This window comes from Paenarthrobacter sp. CCNWLY172 (assembly GCF_037402035.1).
Taxonomy (GTDB): domain Bacteria; phylum Actinomycetota; class Actinomycetes; order Actinomycetales; family Micrococcaceae; genus Arthrobacter.
This window is the reverse complement of the sequence record NZ_JBBEGB010000001.1, coordinates 22,877-36,580: the sequence shown is the minus strand read 5'-3', so window position 1 is coordinate 36,580 and position 13,704 is coordinate 22,877. Positions and strand designations below refer to the sequence as shown.

Genomic DNA, 13,704 nt, shown 5'->3' with positions numbered 1-13,704 from the left:
CGGCAGCGCATACTGCGGCGGGAGGGGGGCCGCCGTCGTGCGTCATGTAAACGGTTCCCGGCCGCCGGTGCCGCCATTCGTCGCTAAATTTGCGCCGCTCACTGGCGCGTTTGTGACGACGCACACGTAGGACCTTTCAAAGCGATAGTGTTGATGGCGGACAGCACTCTGCGGACCTTTCGGGGAGACGTTCGACGCCGACGACGGCCCGGGCGGGAACCTCGCGGCAGGTTCCGCGCAGCAAAGATCGATGAATGATGAGGTTCACCATGTCCCAGGACACCACCGGATCCACGGCCACCGCTGCAGCTTCAACTGCTCAGAACGGGGCACACGTCGAGGCGCTTGAAAATCTCCTCCACGAGAACCGCAAGTTCGCGCCTTCCGCAGACTTCGCCGCGAACAGCGTGACAAACGCGGACGCCTATAAAGAGGCAGAAGCGGACCGTCCCGCGTTTTGGGCCAAGCAGGCCCGTGAGCTGTTGACCTGGGACAAGGACTTCACCGAGGCCTTGGATTGGTCCAACCCGCCGTTCGCCAAGTGGTTTGTCGGCGGCGAGATCAACGCTGCGTACAACGCGCTGGACCGCCATGTGGAGAACGGCTTGGGCGACCGGGTCGCCATTTACTTCGAAGGCGAACCCGGGGACACCCGGACCTACACCTATGCACAGCTGACCGAAGAGGTGAAGAAGGCCGCCAACGCGTTTGAGTCCCTCGGCGTGGCCAAGGGCGACCGCGTGGCCGTCTACCTGCCCATGATCCCCGAGGCCGTCATCACGCTCCTTGCCTGCGCCAGGATCGGGGCCGTGCACTCCGTGGTCTTCGGTGGCTTCTCCGCTGACGCGTTGCGCTCCCGGATCGAGGACGCCGAGGCCAAGCTCGTCATCACGGCCGATGGCACCTACCGCCGAGGCAAGCCCAGCGCCCTGAAGCCCGCAGTGGACGAGGCCCTCTCCAAAGAAGGTCATACGGTCCAGAACGTTGTGGTGGTCAAGCGCAACGGCGAGGACGTCAACTGGGTGGAGGGCCGCGACCTCTGGTGGTCCGACACGGTTGATAAAGCCGACACCGAGCACACCGCCGTCGGGCATGACTCCGAGCACCCGCTGTTCATCCTCTACACCTCCGGTACCACCGGAAAGCCCAAGGGCATCCTGCACACCACCGGCGGCTACCTCACCCAGGGCGCCTACACCCACAAGGCTGTATTCGACCTCCACCCGGAAACGGATGTGTACTGGTGCACCGCAGACGTCGGATGGGTTACCGGCCACTCCTACGTCACCTACGCCCCGCTGATCAACGGCGCCACCCAGGTCATGTACGAAGGCACCCCCGATTCCCCTCACCAGGGCCGCTGGTGGGAAATCGTAGAGAAGTACAAGGTCTCCATCCTCTACACCGCGCCCACCGCAATCCGGACGTTCATGAAATGGGGCCGGGACATCCCGGACAAGTACGATCTCTCCTCCATCCGCGTCCTGGGCTCCGTGGGCGAATCCATCAACCCCGAAGCGTGGATGTGGTACCGCGACGTCATCGGTGCCAACGCCGGCAAGAACGGCGAAAAGAAGGAACACCCGGCACCGATCGTGGACACCTGGTGGCAGACCGAAACCGGCGCACAGATGATCGCCCCGCTTCCCGGCGTCACAGCCACCAAACCCGGCTCGGCCCAGGTCCCACTGCCCGGCATCGCCGTAGACGTAGTGGACGAAGCCGGCCAGCCAGTAGCCAACGGTGAAGGCGGCTACTTGGTTGTCCGCGAACCGTGGCCGTCCATGCTGCGAGGCATCTGGGGCGACCCCGAGCGCTTCAAGGACACCTACTGGTCCCGCTTCGAGGCCATGTACTTCGCCGGCGACGGTGCCAAGAAGGACGAGGACGGCGACGTCTGGCTCCTGGGCCGCGTGGACGACGTCATGAACGTCTCCGGCCACCGCCTGTCCACTACGGAGATCGAGTCCGCACTGGTCAGCCACCCGTCCGTGGCTGAAGCAGCCGTGGTGGGTGCCGCTGACGAGACCACCGGACAGGCCGTGGTGGCGTTCGTCATCCTTCGCGGTGACGCCGTGAACAACGGCGACGAAACCGTCCTGGAACTGCGCAACCACGTGGGCAAGGAAATCGGCCCGATCGCCAAGCCCAAGCAGCTGCTGATCGTCCCGGAACTTCCCAAGACCCGCTCCGGCAAGATCGTCCGACGCCTTCTGAAGGACATCGCAGAAGGCCGCGACACCGGCGACGCCACCACACTGGCAGACCCCGGCATCATGCAGCAAATCGCGGAATCGCTCCGCAAGTAAGTAGTGGACGACGGCGCCGCTCACCTCCCGGGGTGAGCGGCGCCGTCGTGCGTTAATGCAGGTGCGTGACGCTTGAGTGAGGACGCCGCGACCCGATGAGCCGCCGGGCGGACGGGCCGCGTCCTAGACTGGAGCCAGACTCAGCCCCCTGTTTGACGAAGTTCCAGAAAGGCCCTGATGCTTCAGGCAGCACGCCACTCCGCCATCATCGACGCCGTCCAGCGTGAGCGCGTGGTCCGGGTCTCTGACCTCGCGCAATTGTTGGGGGTCTCCCCCATGACCGTCCGGCGGGACATCGAAGCACTGGAGGAATCCGGCCGCGTGGAACGTATCCATGGCGGAGCCAAGCTGCCCGGTGATGCAAGCACCCATGAACCGGGCTTTGAGCTGAAGTCCACGCAGCTTACCGCGGAGAAGCATGCCATTGCCGTCGAGGCTGCCTCGATGGTCCAAGAAGGCATGGCGATCGGACTCAGCGCCGGAACCACCACGTGGGCCCTTGCCCAGGAACTGGTCCACGGCCCCCGCATTACTGTGGTCACCAACTCCATCAGGATCGCCGACCTCTTTCATCACGGGTCCTCATCAGGGCCCGCCCGGTTCGGCTCCACAGTGATCCTGATCGGCGGCGAGCGCACACCGTCGGACGCGCTGGTGGGTCCCATTGCCACCTCTTCGCTCAAGCAACTTCACCTGGACGTCCTGTTCCTGGGAGTCCACGGCATGGATGCCCAGGCCGGCTTCACCACCCCGAACCTGCTGGAAGCAGAAACTGACCGGGCTTTCATGACGTCCGCACGGAGCACCGTTGTGTTGGCCGACCACAGCAAGTGGGGCGTGGTGGGCATCGCTTCGATCGCCCAGTTGGAAGAGGCCGACGAGCTGATCACCGATTCGCTGCTGGGCGAGGACGCCCGACGCGTGCTGGCCGAGAATGTGGCCAAGTTGAGGATCGCCGGAGTCTAACCCAGCCACCTGCGTCTCATACCCCGGGTGGAGGCGTGGCCGCAGAGTTCAGCCGCGGGACTGACGCCGGCGGAGGTGCCCTTCGGGGAAGCTGGATTTATGAACGCCATCCTCCACGCCCAGCAACTCACCAAGCATTACCCCGGCAGCATTGCGCTGGACCACGTCGACTTCACCGCGAACTCCGGCGAATCCATCGCGATCATCGGACCCTCCGGTTCGGGCAAGACCACCCTGCTGCACTGCCTCGCCGGAATTTTGAGGCCCGACGCCGGTTCGATCACCTTGAACACGCCAACGGCACCTTTGCGCCTGGATACCCTGGGCGACGCAGCGTTGTCCCGCCTGCGCAGGGAAGAGTTCGGCTTCGTGTTCCAGCAGGGCATGCTCCTCCCGGAACTGACCGCCGTGGAGAACGTTGCACTGGCGCTGATGCTCAACGGCACAGACCGCACAACCTCCGAGTCCCGGGCTGCCGAGTGGCTTGGAGCGTTGGGCCTTGCCGGCATGGAGCAGCGCCGCTTGGGCGAGCTGTCCGGCGGACAGGTCCAGCGGGTAGCCATCGCCCGGGCACAAGTCACGGGCGCCCGGGTTGTCTTCGCCGATGAGCCCACCGGCGCCTTGGACTCGACCACGTCCAATGAAGTCCTGGACGTCCTGCTTCGCTCGGTGGCAGCCAACGGTCGCACGTTGCTGGTAGTCACCCACGATCCCAACGTGGCAGCCCGATGCCAGCGCGTGGTCGAGTTGCGCGACGGCAGAATCGTGGCGGACAGCGGCAGAACCGCCCAGCCAGGGTCACCCGCTCAGCCGGGCACCACCCCCGCTGCACCGGTTGCCACGGCGGCACCGTCCACCCACAACTTCAAGGGTGCCTTCAATGTCTAGCCTCTCCATGGCCCTCAGGCTCACCCCGTACCTTGCGCGGAGCAACGGCAGCAGCCTCCGCGAAACAGGCCTCCGCGACGCCGGCCTGCCGGTCCTCGCTTTCGGAACCGTCACGGCCCTACTGCTCACTGTTGCCGGCGGCTCGCAGGTTTTCTGGTCCTGGTCCGACGACATCGCAGGCACTTACCAAGCGCTCGCCGTCGTCGCCATGGTCTTGCTCATCATCCCGCTCCTGACGCTGGGCGCCTCGGCCGCGCGACTGGCCGCCCGCCGTCGTGATGACCGCTTGGCTTCCTTGCGCCTGCTGGGCGCCAACAGCGCCACCGTGGTGTGGATGACCGTCATCGAGTCCACAGTGCTCGCGGCGGTGGGAGCGCTGGCGGGCGCGGGACTATACGCGTGCGTTGCACCGTTCCTCGGCCTGATCCAGTTCCGCGGCCAAGCCATAGGCGGCCATGCTTGGCTGTCCGTGCCCTCCATCCTCGGTTGCATCCTGGGCGTCTGCGTGCTGGCCGCTGCGAGCGCCGCCCTTGGACTGCGGAAAGTCGTGGTCACCCCGTTGGGCGTCAGGACCAGGCAAACGGCCGACGGCGCGCATTGGGTTCGCGGACTCATCGCCGCTGTCGTGGTGGTGGTCGGAGTCATCGCGATGGGCATGCTCAGCAGCTTTGGTGCGTTCATCGTCATCATCGCGGTGATGGGCGGCTGCTTTGGCTTGGCACTGCTCGCCTTGAACCTGATGGGTCCTTGGATCCTGCGGTTGCGCGCGTCCTCGCAGCTCAAGCGGGCCAAGCGACCCGAGCAGCTGCTGGCCGCCCGGACAGTTCTGGAGAGCCCCAAGGAATCGTGGCGGCAAGTTGGGGGCGTCGCGATGACCAGCTTTGTGGGGGTGTTCGTGGGCGTCGGCATGGCTGTGGCCGACACCATGGGCGGCAGCGCCACGGATGAGACGGCGTTGTTGGTGCGGGACATCAACACCGGCGTGATGATCACCCTGTTGGGTTCATTCCTGATGGTGGCCTGCTCAGCCGGCGTGAACCAGGCGGCAGCAGTTCTTGACCGGGCGTCCACCTTGGTGGCCCTGGACCGGGTGGGCATGCCGCGCAAACTCATGGTGGCTGCGCGGGTCAAGGCCGTCATGTCCCCGCTGTTCCTGGTGGCCGGCATCTCTGCGGCTGCTGCGGCCGCGCTGGTCCTGCCGTTGACGGGCATGGTGTTGTTGACCCAGCCCGTGGTGTTCCTGACCATCGGCGGAGTGTTCGCCGCCGGTTTCCTGCTGGTCCGGCTGGCCGTCGCTGCCGGGACAGCGCAGATCAGCCAGGTGCTGGCCCGCCCGGAGCGTTACGCGAGCATGGACTCCTGACCCGACCGTCCGCCGTCGCAACCTCCCGCGGGCTATTTGCAGCCGCAGGACTGTCGGATGATCAGCTCGGTGGGCAGGATGTGGTGCTGTGGTTCCTCGGCGCGGCCCTTGCCTACCAACGCACGAACGGCGGCTTCGGCCATCAGTTGGACCGGCTGCGCCACCGTAGTCAGTGCGGGCCAACTGTATTCGGAGTCCAACGACCCATCGAAGGACACCAGCGCCATGTCCTCGGGCACCCGGACTCCGGCCTCGTGGAAGGCCCGGAGGATGCCGATGGCCTGCATGTCGTTACTGGCAAAGATCGCAGTGGGCCGGTTGGCCATGGACAGGAATCGCTTGCCCACTTCGTAGCCGCCGGGCCGGGTGAACGGACTGTGCAGCATAGGGCCATCCGGCAGGCCCGCTTCACGCAGCGTGGCCAGCCAGCCAACTTCGCGTCCGTCCAGTTGATTGCCGGTGTTGGTGCCGATGGCCAGGCCGATGTTCGTGTGTCCATGGCCTATCAGGTGCTGGACAGCGGCACGGCCGCCAGCTTCCAAGTCCACGCCAACGCTGGCGAAACCCGGCGGGGATCCTGCGTTGTTCAAGAGGACTGACGGGATTTCCGAGGCCTCCAACTCCGTGACGTCGGGGTCGAACACACAGCTGGCCAGAAACACGCCGTCCACCTGGCGTGCGGCCAGGGTCCGGATATTCTTCCGCTCGCGGGTCAGGCTGCCATCCGAGTTGGTGAGAACCATGCCGTAGCCCAAGTCCGATGCCGCTTCTTCCACGGCATGGGCCAGATGCGTGAAGAACGGGTTGGTGTTGTCCGGCACCACAACGCCGATTGTCTCGCTGGAACCGAGCTTCAGTGCCCGCGCCGCAGCGTTGGGCCGGTACCCCAGCACACGGATGGCATCACGCACTTTGGCTTCCGTGGCGGGGGCAACGTTCTTGGGCCCACCGTTCACCACATAACTCACGACGGCGGTACTCACCCCGGCGTACCGGGCCACGTCTTTGCGTGTAACCGGGCCGCGCGGGGTTTGTACTGCTGTTGTTGTCATGAGGTAAATGCTAGCTACTCCACAGGAGCATCACCGAAGTCGCGGATGGGGAGCCGTTCCCCATCACGAAGTGCGGATTCGTGGGCGACGATCCCGGGGAGGGTGAAGCGGGCCGCCACCCAGGCGTTGACCGGTGGAAGCGTCCGGTTGTTCACCGCCGTCACAAAGTCGTCCACCAGGAATTGGTGGCTGCCTTCGTGCCCGTTGGGTGCGCCCAGGAACTCGTCGGGCAAACGGGACTGATCGTGAACCGGCGCAAGGCCTGAGATGAAGGCGTCGCGCAGTTCCGGCGCCACGTCTGCCAGGGAGGGATCATCGGCGGACATGGTCGGTTTGGTTTCCACCTGCTCGGATACGTCCTGCACGGAAGACTTGTCCTGCCACACGGTGGTGGTGGCGAGTTGTTCAAAGCTGGCCTCCGTGCCAAAGAAACGGAAGCGTGATTCCCGGATGTGCGAGGGGTAGCCGACGCGGCGCATCTCATTGGTGCGCATCGCGCCGCCGTCGTTCATTTCGAACAGCGCCGTGGCGTTGGAAAAGTCGTTGGCGAACATGCTGACTTCCTTGTCGAAGACACCGTCGCCGCGCTGGTCCTTCACTCCGATGCAGCTGACACTGACCGCGTGTCCGGGAACAGCGCCAAGGACACCGCCGATTGCGTGGGTCGGGTAAAGCATGGGCGGGTAGCTGGCAGTTTTCTTCCAATGCTCTCCGCCGCTGTACTGGTAGGCCTCGTAGAATCCCAGGTCCATGTCGTGGACGTAGTCGCCCTCGGTGTAGAAGATCCTGCCGAATTTGCCGGCGGCGTGCTGCTGGCGGGCGAACACGGTGGCGGGGTTGTAATAGCTGGTCTCCCCCATCGCATACACAAGCTTGGTCTCCCGTACGGCTTCGATGATCCGGGCGATTTCTTCTTCGGAAATGGCCATCGGCACGGCTGAATAGACGTGCTTTCCAGCGCGCAGGGCACGCTCGACCAAGGGCCCGTGGGTCCACCGCTGCGTGAAGATGGCAACAGCATCGACGTCGGACTCCAACAACTCCTCAAAGCTGCCCTTGACGCCGTCCAGGCCCCAGCGTTCCTGGGCTGCAGCTGCACGTTCGGGGAGTTCATCCACTGCGTAAACCGCACTGACGCCCGGGTGGAGCTTGAACAAGTGCGCGAACTGGCTGCCGAACTGCCCGACACCCACAACACCGATCGAAAACGTCATTGTTTGCCTTTCCTGAAGCTGCAGGCGCAGCTTGCGAAGCGTCCCTTTTTGGGTTCCACATGAGTCTTCCACCGCGATCTACACGAGTCAACAAAAGAAACAGATTCGAACAATTTTCACCAAAATTTGCAGTCACGTCTTGCGCTTGCCAAATCTACTCGTGTAGATTCGCCTCCAGTTGTTACCCACATCACAGTCAGGAAAGGGTCGACGATGACCACGCTAACCAAGCAACCCGGGAAGGCTTCGGGGCGTTCCGGAGACAGCCACGGGCGCAAGCTCCAACCGGCCAAACGCAGCATGACCAGCCGCCTCGGCGACCTGAAAATCGCTCTCTTCTTCATCTTCCCGGCCGTGATCGGCTTCGTAGCTTTCTTCCTGGTCCCCACCATCCGCGGCATTTACCTCAGCTTCACGGAATACAGCATCCTGGGTGAACCCACCTGGATCGGGATCAAGAACTACACCGCGATCTTCGCCGATGAACTGTTCTGGAACGCCATGGGGGTCACCCTCCAGTACGTCGGCCTCAACATCGGATTCCAGACCGTCATTGCCTTGGGTCTGGCCTTGCTGATGCACCGGGTTGCCAAATCCACGTTCGTCCGCGGGGCACTGTTGCTCCCCTTCTTGGTGGCCAACGTCATCGTCGCCCTCCTTTGGTTCTGGATGCTTGACTACCAGCTGGGCATCGTAAATGAAGTCATGAGCTGGGTGGGACTTCCCCGCGTCGCCTTCTTCGGCAGCGAACAATGGGCCATCCCCACCATCGCGTTCGTGAACGTGTGGCGGCACATGGGCTACACCGCGCTCCTGATTTTCGCCGGGCTGCAAGCCATCCCCAACCACCTCTATGAGGTTGCAAACCTCGACGGCGCGTCCCCCACCAGGACGTTCTGGAGCGTCACCATGCCGCTGCTCCGCCCCGTGTTGGTGTTGGTGTTGGTAGTCACTGTGATCGGTTCCTTCCAGGTGTTCGACACTGTGGCCGTCACCACCAACGGTGGCCCCGTCAACGCCTCCCGCGTGATCCAGATGTACATCTACCAAAAAGCCTTCGGCGAGTCCGACTTCGGCTACGCCTCCGCCCTGTCCGTGATCCTCTTCGTCGTTCTCGCCCTGGTGGCCTTCGTGCAAATGAAGTTCCTCAAGGGCAATGAATCGGACCTGGACTAAGCCGGATGTGGACTAAGGAAACCGCCATGACTACCTCAACCATTTCGCGTAAGAAGCCCCTCAACTGGCGCCGGATCGGCGCGTGGGTGCTGGTCGCCGTCGCCCTCGCCATCACCATCGCACCGTTCCTGTGGATGCTGCGGACGGCATTGTCGAGCAACAGCGCGCTGGCCTCCAACGCCGGAAACCTCCTGCCGGCCGATTTCAGCTGGGGCGCGTTCAAACGCGTACTTGGCCTGCAAACCACCGAAGAAGCGATAGCCGACGGCGGCTCCGGTGCGGCCATCAACTTCTGGCTTTACCTGCGCAACTCCATCATCTTCGCCACCATCACCACGGCCGGCCAGGTGTTCTTCAGCGCGATGGCCGCCTACGCCTTCGCACGGTTGCGTTGGCCAGGCCGGAACAAAGTGTTCGCCATTTTCCTGACCACCATGATGGTTCCCCCGATCTTCACTGCCCTGCCCAACTTCCTGATGATCAAGAACCTCGGGCTGCTGAACACCATGGCCGGAATGTCCCTGCCGTTCCTGTTCATGACGCCCTTCGCCATCTTCTTCCTGCGGCAGTTCTTCCTGAGCATGTCCCGCGAGGTGGAGGAAGCGGCAATGCTCGACGGCGCCAAGCACCTGCGCATTTTCTTCCAGATTGTGCTTCCCAACGCCGCCGCCCCCATCGCCACCCTGGCGCTGCTGACCTTCATCGGTCAATGGAACGAATACTTCTGGCCGCTGCTGGTGGGCCAGGACGAGAACGTCCGCGTGCTCACCGTGGGTCTGAGCGTCTTCAAATCGCAGTCCCCGCAAGGCGCCCTGGACTGGTCCGGGCTCATGGCCGGAACCCTCGTGGCTGCGCTGCCGATCTTCCTGTTGTTCATCGCCTTCGGCAAGAAGGTAGTCAACTCCATCGGATTCTCCGGAATCAAGTAACCCCTCTGTAAAACCCCTGAAAGGTTCGCTATGAAGAAAACCCTCGGCGTCGCCGCTGCTGCCGCCGCCATCGCCCTGACCCTGTCCGCCTGTGGCGGTTCCTCCCCTGCTTCCACCGATGCCAAGGGTGAGATCAACTATTGGCTCTGGGACGCCAACCAACTCCCTGCGTACCAGCAATGCGCGGACGATTTCACCAGGGCCAACCCGGACATCAAGGTCAAGATCACCCAGCGCGGGTGGGACGACTACTGGACCACCCTGACCAATGGCTTCGTGGCCGGAACAGCACCTGACGTCTTTACCAATCACCTCTCCAAATACCCCGAGTACGCAGCCAAGAAGCAGTTGCTCTCCCTGGATGAGGCTGTGGAGAAGGACGGCATCAAGCTGGACGCGTACACCAAGGGACTCCCGGAGCTTTGGGTAGGCCAGGATGGCAAGCGCTACGGCCTTCCGAAGGACTGGGACACCGTGGGCCTGTTCTACAACAAGGCCATGACTGACGCCGCCGGAATCACTGCGGAGCAAATGGCTTCGCTTGATTGGAACCCGAAGGATGGCGGCAGCTACGAGAAGACCATCGCCAGGCTGACCGTGGACAAGAACGGCAAGCGTGGCGACGAGGCAGGCTTCGATAAGAACAACGTCGCTACCTACGGGCTGGGCCTGACGGGCAGCGGCTCGGGCCAGGGCCAGACCGAGTGGAGCTTCCTCACCGCCACCACCGGCTGGACCGCAACCGACAAGAACCCGTGGGGCAGCAAGTTCAACTATGACGACCCCCGCTTCCAGGAGACCATCGCCTGGTGGGCCGGCTTGGTGGAGAAGGGCTACATGCCCAAGCTGGAGACCACCGTTGGTGCCAGCATGCCGGACAGCTTCGGCGCCGGAAAGTCTGCCATCAACACCAACGGTGACTGGTTGATCGGCCAGTACCAGACCTACAAGGGCATCGATACTGCATTCGCCCCCACTCCCAAGGGTCCCAACGGCGAGCGCGCTTCCATGTTCAACGGTTTGGCCGACTCCATTTGGGCCGGTACCAAGAACCCGGGCGCCAGCGTCAAGTGGGTCGAGTACCTTGGCTCCACCGCTTGCCAGGACGTAGTGGCCAGCAAGGCAGTGGTGTTCCCGGCTCTTACCAGCTCCTCCGAGATTGCCGCCAAGGCCTTCGCTGACAAGGGCACCGATGTTTCCGCCTTCACCACCCATGTGAAGGACGGCACCACGTTCCTCTTCCCCATCGCCGACAAGGCGGCCAAGGTTGACGGCATCATGAAGCCGGCCATGGACGCCGTACTCTCCGGCAAGAAGCCCGCGTCCTCATTGACCGAAGCGAACAACCAGGTCAACAACCTCTTCAAGTAGCCCCACCCCGTTCCAATCCCACACCCGTTGTAACCCCACCCGTTGTGTGGCCCGCTCTGCACGCTATTTCCCTCGCGAAGCGTGTAGAGCGGGCCCCGCAACACCCCTCCCGAACCCGAAACTGAAAGTGACCCACCTTTATGCAACCGCTCCACCTCCGTTCCGCAGGTATCAGCCTGGTGATCAGCACCCACCGTGGAGAGGCCGAGATATCCCACTGGGGAGCAGATTTGGGCGACACCCTTCCGGACCTGGCCATCCTCAACGAGCCCATCCCACCGTCCTCGATCGACGCCAACGTCTCCGCCGGCCTCCTCCCCCAGGCTTCCTCGGCGTGGCAGGGCAGGCCCGGACTCCGTGGCCACCGCATCACCGACGGCGTCCCCGGCTTTGATTTCTCCGTTCGCCTGCGCGTGGTGAGCGCGACGACGGACGGCAGCACCGCGGGCGGGTCCACCGCCGTCGTGGTTCAGTCAGATCCCGACGCCGGAATCACCGTCACGTCCAACCTCACCCTGCACCCGGGCGGACTGCTCGAACTGAAGCACAGTGTGAGGAACGACGGCACCTCGCCTTACCAGGTGGACGAGTTGGCGACGATGCTCCCGGTGGTGCCTGACGCCGTCGAACTTTTGGATTTGACCGGGCGTTGGTGCCGTGAGCGTCACCCGCAGCGCAGGTCCATCCAGCAGGGAACGTGGGTCCGCACGGGGCGGCACGGTCGCACCGGGCACGACTCCTCCCTCCTGCTCGCTGCCGGAACAGCCGGCTTCGGGAACAGGCACGGCAAGGTGTGGGCCACGCATCTGGCATGGAGCGGCAACCACGAGGAATTCGCGGACAACGTTGCTGATGGACGCACCGTGATAGGCGGCTCCGAGCTTCTGGGCCCGGCTGAAGTGGTCCTGCAGCCCGGTGAAAGTTACACCACTCCTGCACTGTTTGCCGCCTATTCGGACCGCGGCCTGGACGGCATCAGCGAGGCGTTCTACAGCTGGTTCCGCTCACGACCGCATCATGTGGGCGCGCTTTCGGGCAAGCCCCGCCCAGTAGTCCTCAACACCTGGGAAGCGGTGTACTTCGACCACAACCTGGACACCCTGATGGAGCTGGCCGAGTCTGCTGCCGACCTCGGCGTGGAGCGCTTCGTGCTCGACGACGGCTGGTTCCGCGGGCGCCGCGACGACCACGCCGGGCTGGGCGACTGGTATGTGGACGAGACCGTGTGGCCTGGCGGACTGACGCCGCTCATCGACGCGGTGACCAGCCGTGGCATGGAGTTTGGGCTGTGGGTTGAGCCGGAAATGGTGAACCTGGATTCCGACATCGCCAGGGCACATCCCGAATGGATCGTTGGGCCGTCAGCCGCTTCCCACAAGGACGGCGGCAGACTGCCTCTTGAGTGGCGGCAGCAGCACGTGATCGACCTCGTGAATCCGGAGGCGTGGCAGTACATCTTCGAACGCATGGACACGTTGCTGCGCGAGAACGACATCAGCTATCTCAAGTGGGACCAGAACCGGGACCTCGTAGAGCATGGGCATTCGGGCCGGGCCTCCGTTCACGAACAGACCTTGGCCGCGTACCGGCTCTTCGACGCCCTCCGTGCGGCCCATCCAGGGGTGGAGATCGAGAGCTGCTCCTCCGGCGGTGCGCGCGTTGACCTCGGCATCCTGGAGAGGACGGACCGTATCTGGGCTTCGGACTGCAACGACGCCCTGGAACGCCAGACGATCCAGCGCTGGACCGGCATGGTGGTTCCACCGGAGCTGGTGGGTGGGCACATTGGACCTACGACGTCGCACACCACCGGGCGGACGCACCACCTCTCCTTCCGTGCCATCACTGCCCTGTTCGGGCATTTCGGCATGGAGTGGGACGTACGCTCCGTCACCGGGGCGGAGCGTGAGGAACTCAAGCGCTTCATCGGCCTCTACAAGGAACACCGCGGTCTCATCCACAGTGGACGAATGGTCCGCGCCGACCTGCCGGACGAGTCGCTGATGCTCCACGGTGTAGTTGCGGACACTGAAGGGCTCGACGCCGGAACACCGGTTGGTGCCACAGCTGCACTTTTCGCTGTGGTCAGGACCCGGACAGGGTTCGCCGAGCAGCCCGGACGGGTTGCCATTCCTGGGTTGGGCCCTGCGCGTTCATACCGCGTGGAGGCGGTCTTCCCCGCACCGGGGGATGCCGACTACGGGCACACTTTCACTGAGGCGAAACATGCGCCGTGGTTGGCATCCGGAGCCGAAGCGACGGGCCTGTTCCTGGGCGAAGTGGGCCTCCCCATGCCGGTCTTGAACCCTGAGCACGCCATCCTGCTGCGGTTCACGGCCCTCTGACGCTCGCTCACATCCCTCGGGCTTCAAGCGGACGCTCTTCCACATCCCACGGGCTTGAGCCGGACGCTCTTCCACATCCCACGGGCTTGAG

The 13,704-nt window shown here is 63.9% G+C and carries 10 protein-coding genes; 8 read left to right on the top strand and 2 right to left on the bottom strand.

Annotation, left to right across the window (positions count from 1 at the left end):
• Window positions 1-269: 269 nt before the first annotated feature.
• From acs to WBN73_RS00140, 4 genes are all read left to right on the top strand, one after another.
• Window positions 270-2,309, top strand: coding sequence for an acetate--CoA ligase (acs, locus tag WBN73_RS00155; protein WP_337339416.1), 2,040 nt, complete (start codon window positions 270-272; stop codon window positions 2,307-2,309).
• A gap of 177 nt (window positions 2,310-2,486) precedes the next feature.
• A complete protein-coding gene (locus WBN73_RS00150) occupies window positions 2,487-3,275 on the top strand; it encodes a DeoR/GlpR family DNA-binding transcription regulator (protein ID WP_280623491.1) in 789 nt (262 codons plus the stop codon).
• A gap of 99 nt (window positions 3,276-3,374) precedes the next feature.
• Window positions 3,375-4,163, top strand: a complete 789-nt coding sequence (locus WBN73_RS00145; protein WP_280623492.1) for an ABC transporter ATP-binding protein — start codon at window positions 3,375-3,377, stop codon at window positions 4,161-4,163.
• Window positions 4,156-5,526, top strand: a complete 1,371-nt coding sequence (locus WBN73_RS00140) for an FtsX-like permease family protein (protein ID WP_280623493.1) — start codon at window positions 4,156-4,158, stop codon at window positions 5,524-5,526. The genes WBN73_RS00145 and WBN73_RS00140 overlap by 8 nt, the downstream gene beginning before the upstream one ends.
• A 32-nt stretch (window positions 5,527-5,558) precedes the next feature.
• Here WBN73_RS00140 and WBN73_RS00135 read toward each other — a convergent pair whose 3' ends face one another.
• Both WBN73_RS00135 and WBN73_RS00130 read right to left on the bottom strand, forming a co-directional pair.
• Window positions 5,559-6,578 (bottom strand): LacI family DNA-binding transcriptional regulator, encoded by a 1,020-nt coding sequence (locus WBN73_RS00135; protein WP_207594574.1) that lies wholly within the window; start codon window positions 6,576-6,578, stop codon window positions 5,559-5,561.
• 14 nt (window positions 6,579-6,592) lie between these two features.
• A complete protein-coding gene (locus WBN73_RS00130; protein WP_337339143.1) occupies window positions 6,593-7,792 on the bottom strand; it encodes a Gfo/Idh/MocA family protein in 1,200 nt (399 codons plus the stop codon).
• Window positions 7,793-8,005: 213 nt separating this feature from the next.
• Here WBN73_RS00130 and WBN73_RS00125 point away from each other — a divergent pair, with 213 nt between their 5' ends.
• From WBN73_RS00125 to WBN73_RS00110, 4 genes are all read left to right on the top strand, one after another.
• Window positions 8,006-8,968 carry a carbohydrate ABC transporter permease gene (locus tag WBN73_RS00125; protein WP_443193231.1) on the top strand — a complete coding sequence of 321 codons (963 nt, stop codon included), beginning with the start codon at window positions 8,006-8,008 and terminating at the stop codon, window positions 8,966-8,968.
• Window positions 8,969-8,994: 26 nt separating this feature from the next.
• The gene (locus WBN73_RS00120) at window positions 8,995-9,897 is read left to right on the top strand and encodes a carbohydrate ABC transporter permease (protein ID WP_207594578.1); all 903 of its coding nucleotides are present in this window, start codon (window positions 8,995-8,997) and stop codon (window positions 9,895-9,897) included.
• A 30-nt stretch (window positions 9,898-9,927) separates the two neighbouring features.
• Entirely contained in the window at window positions 9,928-11,268 is a 1,341-nt protein-coding gene (locus WBN73_RS00115) for an ABC transporter substrate-binding protein (protein WP_337339142.1), read from the top strand.
• A 140-nt stretch (window positions 11,269-11,408) separates the two neighbouring features.
• Window positions 11,409-13,613 carry an alpha-galactosidase gene (locus WBN73_RS00110; RefSeq protein ID WP_337339141.1) on the top strand — a complete coding sequence of 735 codons (2,205 nt, stop codon included), beginning with the start codon at window positions 11,409-11,411 and terminating at the stop codon, window positions 13,611-13,613.
• Window positions 13,614-13,704 lie beyond the last annotated feature (91 nt).